The sequence below is a fragment of the Ensifer sp. ENS02 genome (genome assembly GCF_014851885.1).
GTDB lineage: Bacteria > Pseudomonadota > Alphaproteobacteria > Rhizobiales > Rhizobiaceae > Ensifer > Ensifer adhaerens.
Window position 1 is genome coordinate 35,601 of sequence record NZ_JACVAO010000017.1, and the last position, 23,630, is coordinate 59,230.

Here is a 23,630-nt window from a genome sequence, read left to right on the forward strand (position 1 = left end):
GGTGACACTCGCCGCCATTTCTCCCCATGCGGTTGATTAGATCACGAATTCCTCCTCATAGGTCTGCGGCTCGGGAACGACCGTAACCTCCACCGGTACGATCCAATTGGCCGCGTAGCTCTCGAAGTCGGAACGCTGCTGGTCGGGCTGCACGCGCCCCGCCGCATCGATCGCGCGACATCGCAGTTTGTATTGCCCCACCTTTTCAGGGGTCCACGTGTACTCCCACAAGCGCCATGCAAAAGGACGTTCTTTCTCGAGGAGGCTTGCCTCGCGCCAGCCACTTCCATCTTCGGTGCAGACCTGAACCTGCCGGATAGCAGCCTCGCCGCCCCAGGCGGCTCCGAAAATTCGATAGGGTTGGCCGGCGATGAGACGCGCGCCCTGCACGGGTCGCGCGATCTGCGCTTTGACCTCCATCTCCGTGAGGGGGACTAGGCTCGGTTCCCCGAGGTTGCGCTCCCAACGGAAGTACTCACGCGCTTGCCAGTAGCCAAGGAATGGTTGTTCCAAAACCGTGATATGGGTGATCCACTTGACCCAAGCCATGCCGAACCAGCCACCCACAACCGCGCGCAGCGGGTAGCCGTGATCGCGCGTCAACGGCTCCTCGTTCATCGAATGGGCAAGGATCGTGCTGTGCGCCATGGCCTTCTCAAGCGGTAGACTGCGCGCAAAAGCGATGGGGCCAGGAGAAGCCGTTTTTTTGTTCGTGTCGACGACGCCGCTGTCTGCGCCCACAAGCAGGACCTCACGCGCGTTAGGCTTAACGCCCGCCATTTCCAATATCTCGCTGAGAAGAACTCCTGTCCACGCAGCATTGCCGACGGCTCCGTTCTGCCACTGCAACCCCTCCTTCGGTGGCACATAGTAGACGCGGCCATTCCCGGCGCATTCGACGACGGCAGTCAAGGTCGTGCTCCGCATCGCCTTGATGCTGTCGAGATCAAGTTCGAGCGGCCGCGCCACCGCCCCGTCAACGCGCAATCTCCAGTCTCGCGCATCGAGGTCCGGCGAGGGGAAATGGTTTCTCACGAAGAACAGCTCGGTTGGGATCAGCAAATCGGAGAGCGACGCAAATGGAAACTCGGTATTCTGTGGGGATTTTTGTCGAACTATCAGGCTGGGTTGCTCTGGTGTCGGCATCGTTCTCGTCTCTCCTTCCAAAAGCACAACCTCGGTATCCATCCCGGCGGGTTCCGGTTAGATCACACCCCGCGCAGTGCGCCTGTCGCGTTCCGCCTTCGGCCGCATTCTCGCCTATACCGCACGTTTCGAGCATCGATCTCGGACGGCAGCTTACTGCATGGTCACATCTCTCTTTCGCGCCGGCTTGTCGTTGAGACAGTACCTCTGCAGAAGACCAGCGACATGTTGTTGGCAGGCATCTCGATCGTCTCGCGGAGAACAAGTCCAGCGGCCTCACCCAATTGTTCAAGGTCAGCGATATCACGCACACCCCAAGATGGGTTGCGCTCCTTTAGAGCGGCGTCGAAAGCAGCATTCGAGGGGGCGTTGTGTACGCCGTCGCGCATAAAGGGACCGTAGAGAAGGAGAAGCCCACCATCGTGAAGCAAACGGCCAGCTCCTTCGAACAATCCTGAGCTTGCCGTCCATGGCGCGATGTGGATCATATTGATCGATAAGATGGCGTCAAAATGCCCCGTTTGTTCGACGATCCATTGTCCTGAGCACACATCAATATCCCGCGGTGCCAGCACATTCTTCAGCCTTGAGAATTTGATCCAGCTAGACGTACTGACGCGGGCGTCGGCATCCGGATCGCTCGGCTGCCAGGTGATGTTTGGCATTGCCCCCCCAAAACACACGGCGTGCTCACCGGTCCCGCATCCAATCTCCAGCACGGTGCCACGTGTTGGAAGGACACGTTGTAGGACCGCGAGGATCGGCGCCGAATTTCGCGCAGCGGAAGGTGAGAACATGCGCTGGTCGGCGCTGACGTCGCGCTGTTCCAGCGCAACAGGCGAACGGTCCTTCTTCTCTGGGAGCATTGGCCTGTAATCCCCTTTGGGCAATGCCTCCACCTTATAGCTGAAATGACTGAAATCAAGGATTGCGGACTTACAAAGGGTCGTCGGTGCTGCGTTCGGGATCATGTCCCAGGGAGTGGTGTAAGTGGCGGCTTTGGTCGCCGCGTTCTCCGGCATGGGCCGGGATGATCAGCGCGCCACGGCTGGCAGGCTGATGAGCGGATCATCGCTCATCTGGCTGATGGTTTCCAGCGTCATGTATCTGGCGCGTTGGACAGCCCATTCGTCGTTCTGCTCGAGCAGGATCGCGCCGACGAGGCGGACGATGGCGTCAGAAGGCATCGAGGCAATCATCAGCAAGACACTGCGCGAGCAATGGCTGACGCTCGAGGCGCCTCCTCTCGCACCGGTCGTCGCCGAAATCCGTGCGCGCTGTGAAGAGGCTGGTCTTGCCCTGCCGTCCTATGTCACCATTGCCCGGCGCATCCCGGCGCTGTTTTCGCCTGAAGAGATCGCCAGAAAGCGGTCGGCCAATCCAAAGCACCTGCTGCGGTTAAAACCGCGACCAGGCTATATCCACGCACCGCACCCACTCGACGTCTGCCAGATCGACCATACGCCGACCGATTTGAGCGAAAACAAGGTCGCGCGGCCCGGCTGATCACCTGAAAGCGCCGGTCATACCGGCGGGTTCCGGCCAAGAGGCACCGCTGGAGCAGAGCAAACACTGCATGCAGTAAGCTGCAGAATCGCAATGCGCTCAGGCCTGGATGTTGTCCGCCGACATCTTGCCGGACTTGCGGTCTTTCACCAGCTCATAGGTAATCTTCTGGCCGTCGTTGAGTCCGCGTAGACCAGCTCGCTCTACCGCGGAAATGTGGACGAACACATCGGCAGTTCCGTCATCCGGCTGGATGAAACCGAAGCCTTTTGTTGTGTTGAACCATTTTACTGTACCGGTTGCCAAAGTATCCTCCTTTGATCATCGTCGTGTCGGACCGATAGGCTCGAATGATACTGGTACGCTCACATTAGTAGACGGTTCCGGCGTCAACGAAAAGCATGCGAGCTGTCGCGTCTATCGCACCGGACCAAAATTCCGGATCTTGGTTGCTTACCTTTGCTGTAAGCACGGTAGAGCGGGCGTAATATGGCTGCAAGATCAAGACGCAGTCGTAAAGGGCCTGAACGCGTTAATTGCGCCGATGCGCCTAATCCCAGGACAGTTGATCCTTCGGAAGCCGACCACTTGGGTCGTGTACCTGCACTTTATGCGGCAGGTTGGGGCCCCAGTTCCAAAGCACCAGATTTCGATCTCCCTCTTCGGCGCCGGGCGCAAAGCTGGGTACTATGATGCCTGCCGTGCCCCTCGCCTTGAGTCGATCGTATATCGACCAGGATGGGGGTCTCCTTCCTTCGGAAAGCGTGGTGGCCCAACTGCAGGCTATTTCCTCCACCGAAACGGAATTCGAGGCCCGACCAACTTCAGAAGCAAGATCCGTAATGTCATCACAGTCGACATCGTAGGAACAAAGTACACAAGGGTCGATGCGATGGGCAAACCCTTGATTGGCTTCCTTTACCGCCGTCATCACACTAAGGGCGAGATAGAGAGCTGGCACGCCTTTTGGGTTGAACCGCGCGCCTCTTATAGCCGCGCCATCTCCTGAAACCGGTTTGAAAGCCCAGCGTGGATCGTGCGCACGGTAACAATTGCCCACAAACCTCAAGCGAAGCCCCCTAGGGCCATATGATCGAGGTAATCTCGCACCGCCGCGGCCTTGCCGTCTTTTACGAGAGCCTCGGGCGTACGCCCGCCAAAAGCTGGTAGAGGTTGGGCCCGGTACCAAGCCATTGCCTGCTCCTTACCACCGGCCCAATCTGAGACACGACTGATAATCTCCAGCATTTCCCGAAGACGGCTCTGCGTTTTCGCGCCCAGGCTACGTTCACTTCTATACAGTGTTTCGCGGGATAGCCCCGCCGTCTCGGCCAACTGGCTCTTAGACATGCCGAAGCCGGTTGCGACCCGTTCCACAGCGATCTTTCCCGAGCGATCCATATAGGACAGCACCAAGGGACCGCTGTGCTCTAAAGATTTCAGAACCTGAGGCATGATCATTCCGCCATATCCAGCAACTCATTTATTGTGCGAAATATATGACTCTATTGACGGTAACGCAAGCGACTACGACATTCGCCGGGGTAGCGAGAAGTTTCAAGCCACTGCCACCCCCAAAGAGCCGTTCGCTAGGCGCTTCGAGCAACCACTGGATTCGCCCGCAACAGAGCCATCAACACCGGCCCGAGCGAAAACTCCCCTCGCCGCGCCTTGTCCGTCAGATTGCGCAGATATCCGCCGGCCGAGTTGATGTGCCCTGCCCTTTCGAGAATACAGGCCATTGTCGCAGCCACATTTTCCGGCCCCATCGCCTCGCAGGCGTCCTGGTAGGCGCTTGGACTGACGCCCAGCATCGATCGGACCACCACTCGCCTACTCATCCCACCTACCTGAAGGTCCGGCTGCGGCAGGTGTTTGGTGAAGATCTGTTGCTGAACTCAGTTATCAAATCGACCGCTGTCCCGGGCGCTCGCCGCTGCCGCCACCCCGTTGCTTTTGCGACGGGCTTGGGTCTTTTTGCGGTGATAGGTCCACCTTTCATATCGCTCCTCGATCGCGCTAAGGGCGATGTTTGCGAGCAAAGGTGAGATGATCCCCCCCTGAGGGATACCGGCGTCCGTCCGGAGGAACTGATCCTCAGTCAAAACACCGGCCTTGAGGAATAATCCGACCAATCTCACCACTCGTCGATCACCGATGCGCTTGCGCATCCGCTCGAGCAGGTGATGATGATTGATATTGTCGAAGCATCCTTTGATGTCCCCCTCAATAACCCAAGGATATGGCAACCGGTTTCGCCGAGTGTCCTTGTCCCGCTTCTGCGGCAAGGCTGCCCGACGAATGTACTCCAAGGCGCCGTGGGTGTTTCTGCCGGGTCGAAACCCATAAGAGACATGCCAGAATTGCGCCTCGAAGATCGGCTCCAAAAGGATTCTGGCCGCGCCTTGTACGACGCGGTCTCTGATGGTGGGGATGCCCAAGGGTCGGAATTGCCCCGGTTTCCCGGCCTTTGGAATGAGCTTGCGTCTGGCCGGACTTGGCCGATATGCACCACTGCGCAGATCAGCTTGAAGATCGACCAGGAAGCGATGTTCACTCCTGTTTCGGATACGTCCCACCGTCATCCCGTCAACCCCGGCCGTGCGTCCACCTTTGTTGGAGGCAACGCGCTGCTAGCCAGGCAACAAGGTTGAGCCAGCTTCGTCCAGCGAGGGCGGCGTGACGGTCGGAAAGCGCCCGTTTCGGCGCGTTGCTACCTATCAAGGCCAGTGGCTCTATCCTGCGACGTCCAGGCACGGGACCCGCCCTTGATCAGGCTTTCAGGAAGACCAGCGCTCGCAGGATCTCCGCAAAATCCGCATGCTTGAAGGCGACGGCGCGAGGACCGTGCGCATATGCACCGGGATACCAGCCGGCACGATAGGCATCTGTCGGATTGTTGAACTCGATCACCACTTCGTAGCGCTCGGCCCTGGACGGCAGCACCTGAGTGAAATCGCCGGACAGCGCTTCTGCCACGCCTTCACGAATAAGCCGGCGCGACCAAGCAGGCGAGATCGACGTCGTCGAACGACCTTTACCCTCCAGCGTTTCCACGGACTTCAGCCCCGGCACCATCGCCCGCGCCTCAGAGCAAATACCGGCATCGCCGGCAAGGAAGACCGACGGTACACCGTAACCGGCGGCACAGAGCGCGTTGACGGTAAATTCCGAGGCGACCTCTCCGTTCAAAAGCAGGCGCGAGATGCGCATCGTGGAGGTATGGGCGAGCGGATTTGCCTCGCTGCCCGCTTTGGAGTGATAGCCCGTATAGAGCGCGGCCGCGAAGCCGGCATCGAGGCCGAACATCATCGCATCCGGATGGCCGGACCAGCCGCGCACAATGCGGACATAGTCCGGCAGGCGGTCGAGGATGAGGTTGCGACCGCTGTCATGGGCGTCTTTCACCACGACTTCCGTCGCACCGGCGGCACGCGCGCCCTCGCAGGCAGCGACCACCTCGGCGGTCATCAGGGCGCGAAATTCGGTCCAGTCGGAATGGGTGCGCTCGGCTTCGTCCCATTGCGCGATGCCTGCGGTGCCTTCGATGTCAGCGGAGATGAAAACTTTCATGGGTGGGTTCCTCTATCGGTCAAATCGGGAAGAGCGGGATAGATGCGGTCGTTTCAGGCAGGCATCGCGAAGGCCAACCAACGCGATGGGCGCCGCCAACCGCGGGGGCTTCAGCGGCCACTTTGGCAGACTTGGTTATCGGCGAGGCACGTCTGACCGGTGATCGGCGATTTGCATGTCGTTTAACGGAACATTGGTGCAGCTCGCCGCCACAGGCCAATTCAATTTGGGCAAAACTCCATGCAAGAATCGCCTAACTCCCGAGATTTCAATCGGTTATGGATAACTCCCTCACGAGCAGGCGTGCGTGCACGGTCGCTAGCGCGGAGTTCTCGCCGACGCCAACGTCGGTGAGAACTCCACACGCAGGTCTAGAGAAGTTCGCCCATCGACTGCAGGAGCCGTTCGATCTGATCGGCCGTGTGCTCGGAAAACACCGCAAGCCGCATGGTCGCAACATCTGACGCGTCGGAATAACCACCAGGCTGCTGCACCCTGACGATGATGTCGCGCTCCGCCAGACGATCGCGCAGCTGTTCGAGGTCGGTGACGCCCTTGATGGTGACGATCGGTACCGGCGTGTCGGCAACGTCGAACCCGAGGGTCCGCAACCCGCTGCGCATATGCTTGACGTTGCGAACGAGGTTGGCGCGCTTTTCCGGTGTCGCCTGCAGAACGCGCAACGATGCGGCTGCAGCGGCTGCAAGACCCGGTGGCGCCGGCGAGGCACCACGCATGATCATCGCATTGCCCGCGATCTTGGCGGCCAGATCCGCACTACCGGGAACGATGCCGCCGAGCGCGCCGAACGCCTTGCTCATCGTGCCGGCGAGATAGTTGCCCTCGCCTTCGAGCCCCGCGTGCTGCAGCGATCCGCGGCCGGTCTCACCAAGAACGCCGACACCGTGGGAATCGTCGATGCAGAGCAGCGCACCATCATAGGGGGCCATGGCCTGCCGGTAATCCCCAAGTGGCGCCAACCGTCCGGATGACGGAAAGACGCCGTCGGTCAGCACCGCCGGCCGCTCGCCCGCCTTCACATGCAACGACAGTTGCGCAGCAAGATCCTCCGGATCGGCATGCCGAAATTCGTGAACCCGCTTGCCGAGCGTCGGGATCGCGTCACGGGTGCTGTAATGCGTCGCGCAATCCATGAGGATGACATCGAATTCGTCGCGCAGCCCCTGCAGCAACACCATGGGGCTGGTGTAGCCGGAAATCATGTAGACGACCTCGTCTGTGCCGAACCAGTCGCGCAACCGCTCCTGCAAATCGGCATAGACCTGCATATGGGCGAGTGTCCCCGGCCCCATGCCGTAGCGCCTGGTCGCTTCGCAGGCCGCCTCGATCACTTCGGAGTGGCCATGCAGGCAGAAGTACGACGTGCCGCAATAATAGTCGACCACGCGCCCGCCGATGAACATGCGGGCGCCAAGAGGTGACTCCATCTTGATTGGAGCGGTCATGGTCACGCCGCTTCGGCCTGGGACGGGCTGCGTCGCTCCAGGAACATCGGCCCGACGCGGATGCCGCGCTTGCCGTTGTCGCCGACGGCATCAAGCTCGAGGATCTCGTCTTCGTAAAGCCGCCCATGCATGCGGAAGCGTCCCTCCTCGACCGGCTCGCATGTGTGCGTGCAGAAGTACTCGATCAGGCACTTCAGGCCGCCATGGCTGTAGGTCAGGTAGGTGATGTTGAAGTCCGGTCCATATTCGCCGAGATGCGGCGCAATGGCGTCGGGCACGGTCTCGTCCTCAGGCGTCTCTATGCGTGTCCAGCTTGTATCCCGCCAGACGAGTTTGCCGGCTACCGGGAAGGAGAGGTTCATATGGGCATAGTCCGCGCCGCGCCCGTAGATGCGACCGTCGATGACGAAATCGTTGCCGGCAACGGGACGGATCCGGTGCGGAACGCCCTCGCCCATCAGGTAGATCTTGCCGTCCTTGGATTTGACCTCGACGATCTCCTGCGTGGCGTCGTCGCGGTAATAGCCCGGCAGGGTCTTGAACTGCGCTTCGGGGATCTCCGGCGGACGCTGTGTCCGCTCGGGCATCTTGCCCATCTTGCGCTCGGCAAGAACGATGCGCACGCCGTCGACGCCGAGCCGCGAGGCGATCTGGTTGGCGAAATCAAGGGTCGCAAAGATCAGCACGCCGACGCCGGCGGCAGGCAACAGCATCATCTGCGAAGCATAACCATAGACGGCGCCACCATGGCCGACCGAGGTCCAGCCGTCGACGTCGCCGGCACCGAAGCACAGGCCATACCCGTTGAGCGTCTTGTCGTGGCCGGCCGGACGTTTACCGAACGGTGTCCACATCTCACGCAGCGACGCCGGCGAGATGATCGAATTGCCGGCAGCGTCAAAGCCGCCGCGCAGCAGGCACTGGGCGTAGCGTGCCATATCCCCCGTGGTGGAAAAGATGTTGCCGGCCGGCGAGCCGCCCAGGCTGAACACCGGCGCCGGCGTATCGCCGTCGAGCGTCCACATGTCGGCCGGCGCAAGCCGCTCGCGAATGCCCGGCGCCATGCCGCAGGAGGAACTGTCCATGCCCAGCGGCTTCAGAATGTTGGCAGCGACATAGTCGGAATAGCTCTGGCCGGTGACGACCTCGATCACCCGACCGACGACGGCGATGCCGGCGTTGGAGTAATGCATCACCCCGAGGCTCGGATCCTGCTTCAAGGTCGAGCTGGCGAGCTCGTCGACCGTGTCTTCCAGCGGAGGACGGGTCGCGTCGAGATAGTGGCCACTCTTGGGTTCGCGCACGAGCCCGGCCGTATGGGTCATCAGCTTGCGCAGGCTGATGACCGAGCCGTGAGGCCCGCCCTCGGCGCCAGCGAACGGGTTCACCGGCTTAAATCCGGGCAGGTAGGTCGAGACGTCGGCATCGATATCGACAAGGCCCTTTTCGACCAGTTGCATGATCGCCAGCGAGGTGAAGGTCTTGGTGATCGAGCCGATACGGAAGCACGTGTCCTTGCCCATGTCGAAATGGCGGTCATGGCGCTGGACATGGCCTTCGGCAAGCACACCGTCTCGGTCGACGAGGGCGTAGGAGATCGACGGGATCGCCTTGTCCTCGACCTCGTACCGGATCAGATCCTCGAACAGCTCGATGGAAGCAGCAGACAGAGAGGACATGGAAAATGCTCCTTGGTCGTAAGGGATTGGGTCTCAATGGGCGTGGCGTGGGTCGAGCATGTCGCGTAGCGCATCGCCGACCAGGTTCCACGACAGTACGAAGAAGAAGACGGCCGCGCCGGGGAAGGCCAGCGTGTACCAGAACTGGAAGGGATTGCCGGGCTGACCGACGATCCAGTTGCGCGAATAGGCGATGAACTGGCCCCAGTCGGCATAACCTTCTTCGGTGCCAACGCCGAGGAAGCTGAGCGCTGAGGCCGACAGCACCATGGAACCGGTCGCCATCGTCGCGAGAACCAGCACCGGAAACATGGCGTTGGGCAGGATATGCAGGACGATCAGCCTGAGATCGCTGGCGCCGTAGCTCCTGGCTGCGTGGATGTAATCCATCTCGCGGATCCTCAGGATCTCGCTTCGAACGATACGGGCATAACTCATCCAGCCGAACGTCGTCAGCGCGATCGTGATGGGCACGATGCCTTTGCCGAGCAACGCCGTCAGCACCATCGCGGCGATCAGGAAGGGCACGGCCATGAACACGTCGACGATGCGCATCAGCACTTCCTCGACGACGCCGCCGTAATAGGCCGCGACAGCGCCGACGACCGTGCCGATCAGCACGGAGATCGCCACGACCCCCAGCCCGATCTTGAATGCCGTGCGCGTACCCCAGACGACGCCATAGAAGATGTCGTACTGACCTTGCGTGGTGCCGAATATGGCCTCCGGCGAAGGCGGTTGCGGCGTTGCCAGGAAGCCGGCTCGCGGTGTGTCGTAGGGAGAAAGCTGGAAGCTTTGCGGCGGCGCCAGAACGGGCGCGAAGACGGCGATCAGCACGAAGGCGAGGAGGATCACGACACCAAACAGCGACACCGGATTTCGTGCGAGGTAACGAAGAAACTTCATTGCGTCTTCACCCTCGGGTCAAGCAACGGATAGATGAGATCGACGACCAGGTTCATCAGCACCAGGACGACCGCGAAATAGAGGCCGAAGCCGAGAACTGCGGGAAAGTCGAGATTGGCAGCGGTCTTGGCGGCGAACTGGCCGAGCCCGGCGTAGTCAAAGATGGTCTCGGTGATGACCACGCCACCCATCATCACGGCGAGTTCCATGCCGGCGATGGTTGCAAGCGGCAGAAGCGCGTTGCGCCTGGCGTGATGCAATTCGACGACGCGGCGCGGCAGGCCCTTGGCGCGGGCGGTGCGTACGTAGTCCTGGCGCAGCGTTTCCAGCATCGAGGTGCGCATCACCCGCGTCATGCTGGCGACGTTGACATAGGTCAGCGTGATGACGGGCGCCGCAAGGTGACGAAGTGCATCGCCGAAGATCGCCAGGTTGCCGTTGAGCAGCGCGTCGATAGTATTGGCGCCGGTGTAGCGCACGAAATCGCCGGAGCTGACCACGGTTTGCGCCCACTGGCTGAGCCGGCCGGGCGGAAACCAGTCAAGCGCCGAATAGAAGATCAGCAGCATCAAGAGGCCGAAGACGTAAACCGGAAAAGACCAGCCGAGAATGGTGAAGATGCGGATGACGTGGTCGGGCCAGCGGTTGAGATAGATGCCGGCGCGCGAGCCGAGGTAGACGGCGAGTAGCAGACAGGGCACGAAGGCCAGCACGACCAGCTCCAGCGTCGCCGGAAACAGCGACATCAGCGCCGTCGACACCGGTTGGCGGGCGGTCTCGGACCAGCCGAGATTGCCGCTGAGAACGCCGCCGATCCAGCGGCCGTACTGAATGTAGAAGGGATCGTTGAGCCCGTACTGTTCGATCATCCGACGGATGCTCTCCTGACCACCCTTGAGATAGTCGGGCGACGGCGCATAGGCCGCCAGTCTCTGTGTCGGCGAAAGCGACATCTGCAGCGCGAAGATCATCAACGACAGCGCGAAGAGGACGATCGGCAGCATCATCAGTCGTCTGAGTGCGTAATTCAGCACGGTTCACACGTTCCGATTTCAGGGAAAATGAAACAAGGGCTGCCGGGCGGGATCGCCACCCGGCAGCCCTGGCCAATCAATCGTTGGCCTTGGTGACCGGGTAGAAGTCCCACGCACCGTAGAGGATCATGTTGTCGACATAACCATCGATATTGCTGCGGGTGACGACGTAGCCGAAATCTTCCCAGAGGAACTGGGTCGTGGCGTATTCGTACGACATCTCCTGCAGCTTGGCGTAGATCGGCTCGCGAACCGCCGGATCGACCGATGCCCAGGCTTCATCCAGGAGCGGCTTGAACTTCTCCGCCATCAGGTCGCGATAACCTTGGCCGACCATGCCGCCGACGAGACCCGTGGGCGAGAGGTAATAGCTGGCGGCACCGAGCGGACCACCCGGATCGGAATAGTCAGGACCCCAACCCATCACCGTCAAGGGTGCTGCCGGCTTTTCGCGGTTGTTGAGCTTGTCCGAAACGGATGCCCACGGCAGAGCCTGGATCTGCATCTTGAACTTCGGATTGATGCGCGACAGGCCCTGCTGCAGCGCCGAGAGTGCCGCCGTCAGCTGCGGGTTGCCTTCGGTCACATAGGCGGTGAAGGCAAAGCCGGTATCCCAGAGCTTGCCGTCAAATGCCTTCTTGAAGTGTTCTTCGGCCTTGGCGGGATCGTAGCTGTAGACAGGTGAATCCGGGCGGTAACCCATGATGCCGCGAACCGTCGGCCCACGAGACTGCACGGTCTTGTTGAGCAGCACCTGGGTGAGGAGCGCGTCGTAATTCTGGGCGTAGTTGAAACCCTTGCGCACGTCGATGTCGGCGAAGAAGTCCGGCGGAATACCGGCGCCGTCGAGCTTGCCGCTGCCGATCGCCGGATTGTCGTTGTCGTCGAGCGGCCAGGCGAAGAAGATGCCGCGCGAGAACACTTTCTGCAGGCCGTCAATGACCTTGACGCCTTCGGTCTTGCTGAGTTCGTCGATGAACTCGACGGGTGCCGTGACGAAATCGGCGTCACCGGACAGAAGCTGCAGGCGCCGCGTCGTCCATTCCGGCACCGTGCGCATGACCACCCGCTCAAGCTTGGCGGGGCCCATGAAGTAGTTGTCGAACCGCTTCAACGTGATGCGCCGGTCGGTCCGGTCCCACTCTTCCAGCATGAACGGCCCGGTGCCATTTTCTTCCGCAAACAGCGGATTGGCGCCGAGTTCCGGACGGTAGTGGGCCTTCCAGGTGTCGCCCGAGCCATCCCAGCCGCCGACCGATGCAACCCATTCTTTGTCGACGACCGAAGTGCCGAAGGGCAGCGCGATCACCCCAAGCGTGGCCGGAAACGACTTGGGTAGCTTGAGCGTGACATTATCGCCATCGACGACAATCTGCGACGCGAGTTGGTCATAGACCTTGCGCAGGATCTCGGGGCTGGCGTCGTTGATGGATTTCACCTCGCCTTCGGCCTCAACCCACTTGGCGATGTCGGTATATTTGCCGGCTGTGATCACCTCGGTGATCGCGTTCGACATCCAGGACTGGCCTTGAAGAATGGCGCGCAGCAACGAATAGCGTACGTCTTCGGGCGTGATCTGGCCGTAACCCGGCTCGATCGTCGCCTTCTGGGCGTCAGTCAGCTTGTCGTAGTATTCCCAGGTGACTTTGCCGTCGGCGCCCTTGATCCCGACCTTGTGGGCTGAAACGCCTTTGCGGATCGGGAAGGTATAGCTCACCGAGCCATCGGCCGCCTGCTTGATGAGGCCGTTTTCGAGCGAAGGTACTTCGGTCGAGAGCGACGGCACGAACTCGGAGATCTTCGAGCCGTTGAAGTTCAACAACCGACTGTAGATGTTGAGAGCGCCGTAAGAGCTCGGCGTGTTGGCGATATAGGCCGGATCGAACGATTGGATGTCGTCGGTCCACATGAAGACGAAAGTGCCGGGGTTCTTGGTCTCGGCCATAGCGGGCGCAGCCGCGATGCCGAGCCCCAGGCACAGAGCTAGGGCTAAGGTGCGTTTCATCGTTGTTCCCATTTGGTGGAGGCGGAAGTTTTCTTCTCGTTATAGGGGAGGCTAGAAGAGCGCTTGCAGGTCTGTCCAATGTGTAATTAGGATAGACTATGCAAATCACGCATGAGGGCCGGCATGGAACTGCAATGGCTTGAAGATTTTCTCGAAATCGCCGCCACGCGGAACTTTTCGACGGCGGCGACTGCGCGCAACATTTCGCAGCCGGCCTTCAGTCGCCGCATCAAATCGCTTGAGAACTGGATCGGCGCGGACTTGATCGACCGCAGCACCTATCCCGTGCAACTGACACGGGCGGGAACGATGTTCCTTCCGGGTTGCCAGCGTCTCGTGCGTGAGGCCTACAGGCTGCGCACCGATTGCCGCAATGTCGCCGGCGAAAGCTCGGCCATGCTGACATTTACCTCGCTGCATACGCTGGCGATGTACTTCTTCCCGAGATGGATCGGCTCGCCGCTGATATCGCGGATACCGCTTCGCACCAGCATGCATGCCGCCGACTTCCTTGAAAGCATCGATCATCTGTGTTCGGGCCAGTGCGATTTTGCCATCACCTATGTGCATCCCGATGGACCGCCGGTGCTGGAAGGCGGCCCGTTCGAATCCCTGCAGATCGGCAAGGACAGGCTGATCCTGGTGTCGGGAGCCGACGAGAGCGGCCGACCGCTGTTCGACATCGACGGGCCCGAAAGCACGGAGATCCCTTATCTCGCCTATTCCTGGAGCGACGGCTACATCGGCAAGCTGGCGACCTTGATCCAGTCGCGCTGGCGCCGGCCGCTCAATCTCAGCATCGTCTATCAGTCGGGCCTCGCCGATGGCCTGAAGCACATGGCCGTCGCCGGGCGTGGCGTCGCCTGGCTGCCGCAGATCTGTGTGGCGGAAGCCCTGCGCCAAGGCCGCCTCGTCCAGATCGGCGGACCACAGATGTCGCTCGAAATGGAGATCCGTATCTTCAGGCGCGCCGGCCCTGGTAGCGCCGACAGCGATGGGTTGTGGCAGCATCTCAAGCAGTGTGCGGCATTGCCACAGTACAAGAACGGATTCGATGCCGGCATCGACGCCGCCTGAGGCACCGTCATACCCCAAATCGCCTGACCGAGGCCATATGCGAAGACAGGCGACACGATGCAGAAAGCGCATAGTTTCGATTGCCACATTCGTGACACATTGATTTCACTCGGTTTTGCGGCACGGACAAGTGCCGGTTGCGTGCCGCCCGGGCACTGACGGCCTGCCTCGCGGGGAGTTCTCCGCCATCCGAGCATATTGACAGGAGGCAACCCCGTTGCGAGACCTGATAGGGCAACGTCCCCTCGAAATCGGGTCCATGTGCTGATGTTCCTGTCTAAATCCGCGCCCCCTGAACTGCCCGAGGATGTCATCCTATCCGTGGAAGACCTTGAGGTTTCCTTCGCGGCCGGCACCCGCTCACAGCTGCGCGCGGTGCGGGGCGTCTCCTTCCGCATCGCGCGCGGCGAGACAGTTGCTCTGGTCGGCGAGTCTGGATCCGGCAAATCGGTGACCGCCATGACGATCATGCGTTTAACCGAGTATGATGGCGCGGCGATTACCGGCGGGCGGGTGCTGATGCGCTTGAAGGACGGCAAGGTCGCCGACCTCGCGACATTGTCGGAAAAGCGGGTCGAAGCCCTTCGTGGCGCGGACATCTCGATCGTGTTCCAGGACCCGATGTCGAGCCTGAACCCGGTCTTTACCGTCGGCGACCAGATTGCCGAAGCGGTGATCCATCACCAGAACAAGGCACCCGAGGAAGCGCGCCAGATCGCGCTCAACACCCTCAAGCTGGTACGTGTGCCCGATGCGGAACGCAGGCTCGACCAGTATCCTCACCAGCTCTCCGGCGGCATGCGCCAGCGCGTCATGATCGCTATTGCGCTCGCCTGCCGCCCGTCGCTGATGATCCTCGACGAGCCGACGACCGCGCTCGACGTGACCATTCAGGCGCAGATCCTCGATCTGGTTCGCGCCCTGCAGCACGAAATCGGCATGTCGGTGCTGTTCATTACCCACGACATGGGCGTCGTCGCGGAAGTCGCAGACCGGGTCTGTGTGATGCTCAAGGGTGAAATCGTCGAGACGGGATCGGTTTACGACATCTTCGCCAAGCCGAAGCATGCCTATACACGCGCCCTGATTTCCGCCGTGCCGCGCCTCGGCAGCATGGCCGACAAGGATGCGCCGGAGAAATTTCCGCTGCTGGTGTTCGAACCGGAGCGGCAGCCCGCGGAGGCGACAGAATGAACGCGCCGGCTCATATGACGCAATCCCCTCGCCCACTCGTCGAGGTGCGAAACCTGGTGACGCGCTTCGATCTCAAGGCCGGGCTGTTCGGCCACGTCTCTGGCCGGGTACATGCGGTGGAGAACGTCTCCTTCGACATTTTTCCCGGTGAGACCCTGGCGCTGGTCGGTGAATCCGGCTGCGGCAAGTCGACGGTCGCCCGCTCGCTCATGCAGCTCGATCGACCGCGCTCTGGCTCCATCCGCTTTGATGGAACCGAACTGATCGGCGCGCCGCGCCCTGTCCTCGCGCGATTTCGGCGCGAAGCGCAGATGGTCTTCCAGGATCCGTTTTCTTCGCTCAACCCGCGCATGACGATCGAGCAATCGCTGATGGATCCGATGCGGGTCCACAAGCTTGGTTCGACCGGGGACATGCGCGCCCGCGCTGCCGAACTTCTGGCAAAGGTCGAGCTTTCGCCTGAGCATCTCGAGCGCTATCCGCATGCATTTTCCGGCGGGCAGCGCCAGCGCATCTGTATCGCCCGGGCGCTTGCGCTCAACCCGCGTCTCATCGTCGCCGACGAAGCAGTCGCTTCGCTCGACGTGACGATCCAGGCGCAGGTGATCAACCTACTCATGGACCTGCAGCGCGAGATGCAGATCGCTCTTCTGTTCATCAGCCACGATATGGCGGTGGTCGAGCGCATCGCTCACCGCGTTGCGGTCATGTATCTCGGCGAAATCGTCGAGATCGGCGATCGCCGCTCGGTGTTTAGCAATCCGCAGCACCCCTATACCCGCAAGCTGCTATCGACCGTGCCGATTGCCGATCCGACGCGCCGTCCGCAAGGGCGCCAGCCGATGTCCGACGAAATTCCAAGCGCGGTGCGTGCGCCGGACTTCGTGCCTCGCGAACTGCCGATGCGGCAGATCTCATCGACCCACTACGTGCGCCAGGTCGCAACCGCCTGACATAGCCGCTATATCCCGTTCCAGATCAGAGTATCCCAACATGAGCACTTTCGAAGTGACGCAACCGGCTGCGAGCGCTGTCGGCATGGCGTCGACAGATATCCGCGACAGCACAAGCGGGACCACGGCCGCAATGTTCCTGCGTCCAGCGGCCGCCGACCGACCGACACCCTATATCGAGGTCGACGAGAAACGGCTCACCCGCAATATCAAGGCCATGCAGCAGCGCGCCGATGCAGCCGGCGTGGTGATGTTTCCGCATGTGAAGACGCACAAGAGCCTCCACATCGCCCGGCAGCAGCTTGCCGCAGGTGCGCGCGGTATCACCGCCTCCAAGCCCAGCGAAGCGCTGGTCTTTGCCGAAGCCGGGATTGCGTCGATCATCCTGGCCTATCCCATCGTCCACGCGGCGTCGCTCGATCGCCTTCTGCCTGCGGTCAAGGCGCGGGGCGTGGAACTGCGCGCGATTGCGGCGAGCCAAACAGGTGTCGATGCGCTGTCGCAGGCCGCCAGCCGGCACGGCATCGAGATCGGCGTGTTCCTCAAGGTCGACGTTGGCCTCGGCCGCGTCGGCCTCAAACCCGATGACCCGGCAGCGCCTGAACTGTGCGCAAGCATCGCCGACGCCCCCGGTTTGCGATTTTCCGGACTGCTTTCGCACGCCGGACATGCCTACGCGGCTCCTGAGCCCCATGCCCTGGCCAAGATCGCCCACGACGAGGCCGAGGCCCTCGCCGGCCTCGCCGAGCGGCTTCGGCAACGCGGAATTGCCGTCGATTGCATTTCCGTCGGCGCAACGCCGACTTGCGTCGGTGCACCGCTGCCCCGGGAAGTCGATTGCATCCGTCCCGGCAACTACGTCTTTCTGGACGGCACCGCCCTTCGGCTTGGCATCTGTACCGCCGACGACCTCGCGCTTTCAGTCGTCGCCCGGGTCGTCGCGTCGAACGACGCGCACTTCATCATCGACGCTGGTTCGAAGTCCATGAGCTCCGATCGCGGCGCACATGGCATGGGTGGCGCAGGGTTCGGCACCGTCGTCAGCGCCGAAGGCGATGGCGAAACCGGCCTGTGGACGCTCGAGCGACTGTCCGAGGAACACGGGTTCGTCCCCCATTCCGGGCGCCCCCTGCCGCTCGGCAGTCGCGTGCGCGTGTTCCCCAACCATTCCTGCGCCTCGATCGCCAACTTCGACAATTTCGTCCTGGCGCGTGCGGATGGCACTGCAGCCAACCTGCCGGTCGACGCCCGCAACGGTCAGACCTGAAGAGCGCACCGGCCTTTCGGCCACCTGGGCGGCGATTTATCGCCGCCCATCAACGCGTTGAAGTTCTCGCTCCTTCGTCCATCATCGAGATGGAAAGCTGGATTGTGAGACCTAGATCTCCCAAATATCATTGCGACGCCAATATCAGTGCATCGAGAAGCCGACGCGGCTGATCGGACTTCAAATCTACGCCTCCAGTGTAAAGGATATGATCTATGAAAGTCCTAATGGTCCTCACTTCGCACGACACCCTCGGTAACACCGGCAAGAAGACAGGGTTCTGGCTCGAAGAGCTGGCGGCTCCCTATTACGTCTTTAGGGATGCCGGAGCCGAAATCACCCTTGCATCACCCAAGGGCGGCCAACCGCCGCTCGACCCGAAGAGCGATGAACCGATGTTTGAGACCGACCTCACTCGGCGTTTCAAGGCAGACCGGGAAGCCAAGGCCCAGCTCGCCGAGACGGTTCGCCTCGACAGCGTCAACCAAGGGGACTTCGACACCGTCTTCTATCCCGGCGGTCACGGTCCGATGTGGGATCTCGCCGAGGACGGAAACTCGATCAAGCTGCTCGAAGCCTTCATTGCGGCGGGCAAGACGATTGCCCTTGTATGCCACGCACCCGGCGTTCTGCACCGCGTCAAGAACCCGGACGGCACACCTTTCGTAAATGGGCGAAAGGTCACGGGCTTTACGAATTCCGAGGAAGCGGCCGTCGGTTTGACGGAGGTCGTGCCCTTCCTGGTAGAAGATGAGTTGCTCGGTCTCGGCGCCGTTTTCTCGAAGGTTAAAGACTGGGGCGTCCACACGGTCGTCGATGGCCGGCTCATCACCGGCCAGAATCCCGCCTCATCTGGCGAAACGGCAAAAGCCCTCCTGGCCGCCTTGAAACCGTAATCGAATGTTGGATCGGGGCGCGTCGCCAGAAAGAGCGTCCGCCTTCGGCGGAGCGTGTCTTGCAGACAGAGGACTATTCCGTCTCCAATTCCCTTGGCGAAACAATCGATCTCAAGGGCTTCATAGAGGAACAAGCCCGCTTCAGCGTCGGGTTCGATGTCGAGAGAACGCTGGGGCTCGAAAACGGACTAACGCTATCACCGTCGATCGGCGCGGATATCGGCTTTGCCTCGCTTGATGGCGAAGGCCTGTTCGGGAGGATCTCCGCCGGGCTCACTCTCTCCAACCACGACAACTGGAATATCGACTTTTCACTGCTGTTTAACGTCGAGGGCGATGGTTCGCGCTCGGGCGGCGGGAAGATTGGCGCGCGCGTGAGCTTTTGACCGAACCATCACACGCCAGACGTCTTCGCCAAAGAAATGACGGCCCCTCTCAGCGCTCACATACGTTTTCCAAGCGGCCTAACCTAGGCCGAAGGAGATATTGAGGATGCGCTGCGGAGCATAGACATGTTAGGCACTTAGGGAAGGACAGCCGCATCTTGCAGCATTCGCACCGGTGCGCCTCACTGCTATCAACGGGGTGCGCCTGAAGCGGGACGCTAGTAAGCCAGCTGAGCACGTAGGCTTGGGACGATCCAGTCGAGGAAGCACCGCACCTTCAGCGGCAGGGGATCGGCTGGTCCATGGATAACGTTCACAGGTAGCGGTTCCGGTGCAAAGTCCGTCAGCAATTCGTGCAGAGCGCCGGAGCGCAACTGATCGGAGATCTGGTAAGACAGCACGCGGATAATGCCGATACCGGCTATTGCAGCCTGAATGGCAGCCTCCGTCGTATTGACCGCGAATTTGGGGCGCGGCTCGATGGCAAAGGCCGCGCCGTCCCGGCGGTAGCGCCATTCCGGCGCGGTCGCAAAGCCCTGAAAGCTTATGCCATCATGGTGGCTGAGGTCTTCCGGCTGAAGCGGAACGCCTCGGCGGGCAAGATAGTCGGGGCTCGCGCAGATCACCCGTCGGACGGCGCCGACGCGCGTTGCGATAAGCGCGCTGTCCGCCAAGTGTCCGATCCGCAGGGCCACATCGACGTGCTCGTCCGCCAGACTTAGCTGACGATCGGCGAGGGTCAGACGCAGGTTGATATCGGGTTGCTCCTTCAGGAACTCCAGAGCTATTGGCAGCAGATGGCGCTCGCCGAAGGCAATCGGTGCGGTCACGTGCAGCCCTCCACGCAGCGCGCCATAATCGCCGCTGGCCTGCCGCTCCGCCGCGTCCAGCTCCTCCAGAATACGACGTGACGCGGCGACGAAGCTGCGCCCCTCATCCGTCAAGGAGAGGCCGCGGCGGGTGCGCACGACCAGGCGCACGCCAAGGTGTTTCTCAAGATCCGCGACCCTGCGGCTGACCGTGGCGAGCGGTGCATGCAATCGCCGCGATCCAGCCGAGAGGCTGCCGGCGTCCACCACCGCCAGCAGCACCGACATCGCTTCAAACCGATCCATCGTATCCTTCCGGAAACTGAGAGGAAAGTTCCAGAAATGGCAGGATACCCTATTGCTTTCGGATATCCTAGCTTTTGCGTCGATCCAGGGGACGCCGGCCGGCTCCCCGTATTGCCAATGATCAGGAGAAAGACGTCATGCCTCAACTTTCACGTCGTGCCTTTGCAAGCGCTCTTCCTCTCGGCCTCCTCGGGGGAGGACTGATCAGTGGCGCACCGGCCCCTGCCGCCGCGCAGAATACCCCCAACACGCCGGTCAGCATTACGCCGCTGGCGCAGATACGCATCGGTCGCTTCACGGTGACGGCGCTGACAGACGGGTACGCCGATATGCCCTTCGACTATTTTCCGGGACGCGCGCCGGCCCAGGTGGAGGAGGCGGCAGTCGCTCAGTTCACCGCCCGGCCGAGCGGGGTGCGGTTCCTCTTCAACCAGTATCTCATCGATGATGGCGAGCGCCGCATCCTGATCGATGCCGGTGCAGCGGGCTCGATTGGTCAGACCGGCAAACTGCCGCAGGCGCTTGGTGCGCTTGGCCTGCAGCTTGACCAGATCGACGCGGTGATCGTAACGCATATGCATCAGGACCACATGGGCGGTCTGATCGCCGGAGGCAAGAACAACTACCCAAAGGCGGAGCTCTACATCGATCGTCGCGACGTCACCCATTGGACCGACCCGGCCAAGCGCAGCGGCGCGCCCGACTATCTGCAAACCAGCTTTAAGATGGCGGAGGAGGTGGTGCGCCTCTACCCGAAACTCCAGGCGATTGACGGAGAACGCGAAATTGTGCGCGGCGTCTCAATTGTCGACCTGACCGGCCATACACCCGGCCATATCGGCGTGCGGGTCGAAGATGACGGAAAGAGCCTCATCATGGTCTCGGACATGATCTTTCCGGTCGTGCATCCGGGGGCGACCGACGTGTTCTTCCTGTTCGAGCAGGACCGGGCAGCGGCCAAGGCAATGCGCGACCGCTTTTTCCCTCGCGCCGCTTCGGAAGGCGCACTCATCGCCGCCACGCACATGCCCTTCCCAGGGCTCGGCCGTGTCGTCGCCGACCGTGGCCAGATGCGCTGGGAGGTGGCCGACTGGGCCCTACAGGATTGAAGTTAGCTACGGCGGTCTAGAAAGTTAGGAACGGAATGAGCAGCAGATATCTCGGTATCGCCACGACGCCCTCCGTAGCGGCCGCACAGGAGCACTATGGCAGCGCGGAGCAGTGGGCGCGGATCGGCGCGCGCGCTCACGCAGACGAAACTGCGCAGAGCCAGCGCCTCGGTTCGGCATAAACGGCCTCATCGGCGCGCGCGACGGTTTTCTGCCACCCGCGTGACCGCCGAAGGTCTGGCCCCATGCCCAACCGGCCATGCGGCCGGCCGGGCATGCGAGCTTACGTGTTGAGCGATCTCACGAATGGCATGACGCGGATCCGCTTGCCGAGCGCCCTGTAGGCGGCGTTGGCGACTGCGGGGCCGATGGGCGGAACGCCGGGCTCGCCTATGCCGGAGGGCGGATTGGCGGAGGCGACGATGTGAACTTCGACCTTTGGCATCGCATCAATTCTGAGGGGCGTGTAAAGGTCGAAATTGCTCTGATCGACCTTGCCGTCCGTCAGCGTGATCTCCTCGCCAAGTATCGCACCCAGCCCAAAGCCGATTCCGCCCTCCACCTGGGCGCGGACCTGGTCCGGATTGATCGCCAGACCGCAGCCGACCGATTTCGACTGGCTCGGGTTTGACGACGCCGGATATATCGGCCGTATCCTCTACAGTGACCGAGTCGCTCTTTCCCTCCTGAGTGCAATCGTGCATTGTGCGCCACCGCGAAGGAAGACGCTGATGTCTGACGATTGGGAAGGGCTCGACGGCGCCGGTACAGGAGTCCGCGGCTCTGAATGGCCGTTTAGCGCTCAGTATGGTGGTATGGTGGGCCCGGCAGGACTCGAACCTGAGAGAACGAATTCGATCGTCCGGGGTTGAATGATTCGGGTCGTAATCGAGCGCATCAACGACGTTGCTCGCCGGGTCGATCGGACTGATGGGGTCGAGCCTAGTCGGAATCCTTAGGCCGCCACTCCGCCGATCAGTGAACCAGCCGGGATGTTCCATTCTTTGCTGAGCTTTCGAATCTGATCCAGATTGATTTCTCGCTTGCCGTTCAGAAGATCGGCCGCCCGTGCTTTCGAGCCAATAACCGCCACGAGATCGGCGCGCGTGTAATTATTCGCAGCCATCACCGATTTCACCACCTCAACCGGGCTCGCCGTCGGGATCGGATAGTGCTTGCCCTCGTACTGTTCGATTAGAAGAACCAGCGCATCAAAGTGCGCAGCTTCCTCAGAGCCTTCATCGGGCTCGTTCTCGAAATACGGCCGAACTTCCTTCAATGCGGCGTTGTACTCAGCCTCACTCTGAAGCGTCCGAAAAGCTTTCAAATCCAACATCTCGACTTCCTTTCACGTCAGAGGTCTTTGACGTCAATCGCATCGTACTGGGCGTGTGCCCCGACAAACAGTACGAAAATGCGCTTTGACCGAAAAGCGACGAGCCCCACGATGCGATACTTGTTGCCGCCGACGTCGAAGATAACCGTGTTACCGGCCACCAGATCAGCTGAGTTAAGTGTCTTCTTTAGCTCGCTGAAATTACTCCAGCTTGCCTTCGATGCGGTGGTGTACCATTCCGTCATTGCGGCTCGCGCGGTCTCTCTGGGAGCTCCTTTGGGTAGGCTATCCCAAGACCGGACCAGCGCAGATTTAGCGATAACGCTCACTTGAACTCCTATTTGACGGATTCCCAATTTGGAAACAAGCGCAAAGTTCCCAATTCGGGAATTTGTTGCGAGTCATTCTTTGATAAGATTCTTGTACGAAGCGGCTGGGGTTATCCTGACCCGAGCCCATGCAGATGGGGCCTGAAGCTGAGGGAAAGGATCGGCTTCAAGCGGGCGGCGATTGCTGTGGCGAGAAAGCTCGCTGTCATCATGCACACGATGCTGAAGACTGGGCAGCTCTTTGAGAGAGCTATCGGCACAACCGCCTGAACTGATGATAAAAAACGTCGGGAGCGCAGTGATGTAAGTCAAGGAGCTATCAGAATTGCGTCATTGCTTCGGATGCATCGAGACGTCCTTGCCGGGACGTGGGTCGGGTTATTCCGCGTATTTGGCTGCAGAAGGGTTTACGTCTTGAACTGCGTTATCAACATTGGAAGACCCATCCAGCGAAACCCCTACTGCGGCGGCCCAGTTTCCGACCGCGAAGACAACCGTGCTCCTGGCAAACGTACTTCAAAGAAGTATTCCTACGTAACGACCATGCTACGCAGTTGTTCATCGAAAATCGGGCGGCCACGTGCGACAAGCCGAGCAAATGGCCATAGTGAAATAATGCCAAAAAGACTTGATTTGCGGGGAGCGATTAGACA

23 protein-coding genes and 5 pseudogenes are annotated in these 23,630 nt (G+C 61.0%); 10 read left to right on the top strand and 18 right to left on the bottom strand.

From position 1 onward, the window contains the following. Positions 1–36: 36 nt before the first annotated feature. From IB262_RS28685 to IB262_RS28695, 3 genes and pseudogenes are all read right to left on the bottom strand, one after another. A complete protein-coding gene (locus tag IB262_RS28685) occupies positions 37–1,188 on the bottom strand; it encodes a sulfite oxidase (protein WP_113188837.1) in 1,152 nt (383 codons plus the stop codon). 122 nt (positions 1,189–1,310) lie between these two features. After that, complete coding sequence (locus tag IB262_RS28690) at positions 1,311–2,012, bottom strand: DUF938 domain-containing protein (protein ID WP_192494046.1); 702 nt, start codon at positions 2,010–2,012, stop codon at positions 1,311–1,313. A gap of 168 nt (positions 2,013–2,180) precedes the next feature. Continuing rightward, positions 2,181–2,330, bottom strand: a pseudogene (locus tag IB262_RS28695) (IS256 family transposase); the annotation flags it as partial. 1 nt (position 2,331) lies between these two features. Here IB262_RS28695 and IB262_RS28700 point away from each other — a divergent pair. Continuing rightward, a pseudogene (locus IB262_RS28700) lies at positions 2,332–2,625 on the top strand (transposase); the annotation flags it as partial. A gap of 126 nt (positions 2,626–2,751) precedes the next feature. On the opposite strand, the gene IB262_RS28705 reads toward IB262_RS28700, so the two are convergent. From IB262_RS28705 to IB262_RS28755, 11 genes and pseudogenes are all read right to left on the bottom strand, one after another. Beyond that, positions 2,752–2,958: a cold-shock protein gene (locus IB262_RS28705; protein WP_029742584.1), complete on the bottom strand. Its 207-nt coding sequence runs from the start codon at positions 2,956–2,958 to the stop codon at positions 2,752–2,754. 244 nt (positions 2,959–3,202) lie between these two features. Further along, positions 3,203–3,721 carry an RES family NAD+ phosphorylase gene (locus IB262_RS28710; protein ID WP_082572912.1) on the bottom strand — a complete coding sequence of 173 codons (519 nt, stop codon included), beginning with the start codon at positions 3,719–3,721 and terminating at the stop codon, positions 3,203–3,205. After that, complete coding sequence (locus IB262_RS28715) at positions 3,718–4,107, bottom strand: antitoxin Xre/MbcA/ParS toxin-binding domain-containing protein (protein ID WP_192439510.1); 390 nt, start codon at positions 4,105–4,107, stop codon at positions 3,718–3,720. Before IB262_RS28715 ends, IB262_RS28710 begins: the two co-directional genes overlap by 4 nt. Positions 4,108–4,241: 134 nt before the next feature. Continuing rightward, positions 4,242–4,481, bottom strand: a pseudogene (gene repC, locus IB262_RS28720) (replication initiation protein RepC); the annotation flags it as partial. A 69-nt stretch (positions 4,482–4,550) separates the two neighbouring features. Further along, positions 4,551–5,237, bottom strand: coding sequence for a reverse transcriptase domain-containing protein (locus IB262_RS28725; RefSeq protein ID WP_244547895.1), 687 nt, complete (start codon positions 5,235–5,237; stop codon positions 4,551–4,553). Between the two features lie 187 nt (positions 5,238–5,424). After that, the gene (locus IB262_RS28730) at positions 5,425–6,225 is read right to left on the bottom strand and encodes a M55 family metallopeptidase (protein ID WP_192439488.1); all 801 of its coding nucleotides are present in this window, start codon (positions 6,223–6,225) and stop codon (positions 5,425–5,427) included. A gap of 371 nt (positions 6,226–6,596) precedes the next feature. After that, on the bottom strand, positions 6,597–7,691 hold the full coding sequence (locus IB262_RS28735; RefSeq protein WP_192494025.1) for a pyridoxal phosphate-dependent aminotransferase family protein: 1,095 nt from the start codon (positions 7,689–7,691) through the stop codon (positions 6,597–6,599). A 2-nt stretch (positions 7,692–7,693) separates the two neighbouring features. Beyond that, positions 7,694–9,370 (bottom strand): serine hydrolase domain-containing protein, encoded by a 1,677-nt coding sequence (locus IB262_RS28740; RefSeq protein WP_192494026.1) that lies wholly within the window; start codon positions 9,368–9,370, stop codon positions 7,694–7,696. Positions 9,371–9,403: 33 nt separating this feature from the next. After that, positions 9,404–10,276, bottom strand: a complete 873-nt coding sequence (locus tag IB262_RS28745; RefSeq protein ID WP_192439491.1) for an ABC transporter permease — start codon at positions 10,274–10,276, stop codon at positions 9,404–9,406. Then, entirely contained in the window at positions 10,273–11,310 is a 1,038-nt protein-coding gene (locus IB262_RS28750) for an ABC transporter permease (protein ID WP_029742576.1), read from the bottom strand. Before IB262_RS28750 ends, IB262_RS28745 begins: the two co-directional genes overlap by 4 nt. Positions 11,311–11,386: 76 nt before the next feature. After that, entirely contained in the window at positions 11,387–13,315 is a 1,929-nt protein-coding gene (locus tag IB262_RS28755) for an ABC transporter substrate-binding protein (protein WP_029742575.1), read from the bottom strand. A 123-nt stretch (positions 13,316–13,438) separates the two neighbouring features. On the opposite strand from IB262_RS28755, the gene IB262_RS28760 reads away from it, so the two are divergent. The 6 genes from IB262_RS28760 (at position 13,439) to IB262_RS28785 (ending at position 19,088) form a co-directional block, all read left to right on the top strand. Next, positions 13,439–14,392: a LysR family transcriptional regulator gene (locus tag IB262_RS28760; protein ID WP_029742574.1), complete on the top strand. Its 954-nt coding sequence runs from the start codon at positions 13,439–13,441 to the stop codon at positions 14,390–14,392. 321 nt (positions 14,393–14,713) lie between these two features. Further along, complete coding sequence (locus IB262_RS28765; protein ID WP_234824617.1) at positions 14,714–15,586, top strand: ABC transporter ATP-binding protein; 873 nt, start codon at positions 14,714–14,716, stop codon at positions 15,584–15,586. Further along, the gene (locus IB262_RS28770) at positions 15,583–16,539 is read left to right on the top strand and encodes an ATP-binding cassette domain-containing protein (protein ID WP_083523714.1); all 957 of its coding nucleotides are present in this window, start codon (positions 15,583–15,585) and stop codon (positions 16,537–16,539) included. Before IB262_RS28765 ends, IB262_RS28770 begins: the two co-directional genes overlap by 4 nt. A gap of 40 nt (positions 16,540–16,579) precedes the next feature. Next, positions 16,580–17,806 (top strand): alanine racemase, encoded by a 1,227-nt coding sequence (locus tag IB262_RS28775; protein WP_192357993.1) that lies wholly within the window; start codon positions 16,580–16,582, stop codon positions 17,804–17,806. 215 nt (positions 17,807–18,021) lie between these two features. Beyond that, the gene (locus tag IB262_RS28780; protein ID WP_029742572.1) at positions 18,022–18,702 is read left to right on the top strand and encodes a type 1 glutamine amidotransferase domain-containing protein; all 681 of its coding nucleotides are present in this window, start codon (positions 18,022–18,024) and stop codon (positions 18,700–18,702) included. A gap of 59 nt (positions 18,703–18,761) precedes the next feature. Then, positions 18,762–19,088 carry a hypothetical protein gene (locus tag IB262_RS28785; protein WP_089045265.1) on the top strand — a complete coding sequence of 109 codons (327 nt, stop codon included), beginning with the start codon at positions 18,762–18,764 and terminating at the stop codon, positions 19,086–19,088. Between the two features lie 218 nt (positions 19,089–19,306). On the opposite strand, the gene IB262_RS28790 is transcribed toward IB262_RS28785, so the two are convergent. Beyond that, complete coding sequence (locus IB262_RS28790; RefSeq protein WP_112983466.1) at positions 19,307–20,203, bottom strand: LysR family transcriptional regulator; 897 nt, start codon at positions 20,201–20,203, stop codon at positions 19,307–19,309. Positions 20,204–20,340: 137 nt separating this feature from the next. On the opposite strand from IB262_RS28790, the gene IB262_RS28795 reads away from it, so the two are divergent. Both IB262_RS28795 and IB262_RS28800 read left to right on the top strand, forming a co-directional pair. Then, the gene (locus IB262_RS28795; RefSeq protein WP_029742569.1) at positions 20,341–21,312 is read left to right on the top strand and encodes an MBL fold metallo-hydrolase; all 972 of its coding nucleotides are present in this window, start codon (positions 20,341–20,343) and stop codon (positions 21,310–21,312) included. A 35-nt stretch (positions 21,313–21,347) separates the two neighbouring features. After that, the gene (locus IB262_RS28800) at positions 21,348–21,494 is read left to right on the top strand and encodes a hypothetical protein (RefSeq protein ID WP_246713249.1); all 147 of its coding nucleotides are present in this window, start codon (positions 21,348–21,350) and stop codon (positions 21,492–21,494) included. 101 nt (positions 21,495–21,595) lie between these two features. Here IB262_RS28800 and IB262_RS28805 read toward each other — a convergent pair. The 3 genes and pseudogenes from IB262_RS28805 to IB262_RS28815 form a co-directional block, all read right to left on the bottom strand. Continuing rightward, a pseudogene (locus IB262_RS28805) lies at positions 21,596–21,922 on the bottom strand (molybdopterin cofactor-binding domain-containing protein); the annotation flags it as partial. 345 nt (positions 21,923–22,267) lie between these two features. Then, a complete protein-coding gene (locus IB262_RS28810) occupies positions 22,268–22,648 on the bottom strand; it encodes a transcriptional regulator (protein ID WP_110819586.1) in 381 nt (126 codons plus the stop codon). Positions 22,649–22,665: 17 nt separating this feature from the next. Further along, positions 22,666–22,893 carry a type II toxin-antitoxin system HigB family toxin gene (locus tag IB262_RS28815; RefSeq protein ID WP_246802735.1) on the bottom strand — a complete coding sequence of 76 codons (228 nt, stop codon included), beginning with the start codon at positions 22,891–22,893 and terminating at the stop codon, positions 22,666–22,668. 175 nt (positions 22,894–23,068) lie between these two features. Here IB262_RS28815 and IB262_RS28820 point away from each other — a divergent pair. Beyond that, a pseudogene (locus IB262_RS28820) lies at positions 23,069–23,247 on the top strand (IS110 family transposase); the annotation flags it as partial. Positions 23,248–23,630 lie beyond the last annotated feature (383 nt).

What these genes read in the sequence shown, in the direction of transcription:
- IB262_RS28685 (WP_113188837.1), bottom strand. Translation starts at nt 1,188, where the DNA reads ATGGATACCGAGGTTGTGCTTTTGGAAGGAGAGACGAGAACGATGCCG.
- IB262_RS28690 (WP_192494046.1), bottom strand. Translation starts at nt 2,012, where the DNA reads ATGCTCCCAGAGAAGAAGGACCGTTCGCCTGTTGCGCTGGAACAGCGC.
- IB262_RS28715 (WP_192439510.1), bottom strand. Translation starts at nt 4,107, where the DNA reads ATGCCTCAGGTTCTGAAATCTTTAGAGCACAGCGGTCCCTTGGTGCTG.
- IB262_RS28725 (WP_244547895.1), bottom strand. Translation starts at nt 5,237, where the DNA reads ATGACGGTGGGACGTATCCGAAACAGGAGTGAACATCGCTTCCTGGTC.
- IB262_RS28730 (WP_192439488.1), bottom strand. Translation starts at nt 6,225, where the DNA reads ATGAAAGTTTTCATCTCCGCTGACATCGAAGGCACCGCAGGCATCGCG.
- IB262_RS28735 (WP_192494025.1), bottom strand. Translation starts at nt 7,691, where the DNA reads ATGACCGCTCCAATCAAGATGGAGTCACCTCTTGGCGCCCGCATGTTC.
- IB262_RS28740 (WP_192494026.1), bottom strand. Translation starts at nt 9,370, where the DNA reads ATGTCCTCTCTGTCTGCTGCTTCCATCGAGCTGTTCGAGGATCTGATC.
- IB262_RS28745 (WP_192439491.1), bottom strand. Translation starts at nt 10,276, where the DNA reads ATGAAGTTTCTTCGTTACCTCGCACGAAATCCGGTGTCGCTGTTTGGT.
- IB262_RS28755 (WP_029742575.1), bottom strand. Translation starts at nt 13,315, where the DNA reads ATGAAACGCACCTTAGCCCTAGCTCTGTGCCTGGGGCTCGGCATCGCG.
- IB262_RS28760 (WP_029742574.1), top strand. Translation starts at nt 13,439, where the DNA reads ATGGAACTGCAATGGCTTGAAGATTTTCTCGAAATCGCCGCCACGCGG.
- IB262_RS28770 (WP_083523714.1), top strand. Translation starts at nt 15,583, where the DNA reads ATGAACGCGCCGGCTCATATGACGCAATCCCCTCGCCCACTCGTCGAG.
- IB262_RS28775 (WP_192357993.1), top strand. Translation starts at nt 16,580, where the DNA reads ATGAGCACTTTCGAAGTGACGCAACCGGCTGCGAGCGCTGTCGGCATG.
- IB262_RS28780 (WP_029742572.1), top strand. Translation starts at nt 18,022, where the DNA reads ATGAAAGTCCTAATGGTCCTCACTTCGCACGACACCCTCGGTAACACC.
- IB262_RS28790 (WP_112983466.1), bottom strand. Translation starts at nt 20,203, where the DNA reads ATGGATCGGTTTGAAGCGATGTCGGTGCTGCTGGCGGTGGTGGACGCC.
- IB262_RS28795 (WP_029742569.1), top strand. Translation starts at nt 20,341, where the DNA reads ATGCCTCAACTTTCACGTCGTGCCTTTGCAAGCGCTCTTCCTCTCGGC.
- IB262_RS28800 (WP_246713249.1), top strand. Translation starts at nt 21,348, where the DNA reads ATGAGCAGCAGATATCTCGGTATCGCCACGACGCCCTCCGTAGCGGCC.
- IB262_RS28810 (WP_110819586.1), bottom strand. Translation starts at nt 22,648, where the DNA reads ATGTTGGATTTGAAAGCTTTTCGGACGCTTCAGAGTGAGGCTGAGTAC.
- IB262_RS28815 (WP_246802735.1), bottom strand. Translation starts at nt 22,893, where the DNA reads ATGACGGAATGGTACACCACCGCATCGAAGGCAAGCTGGAGTAATTTC.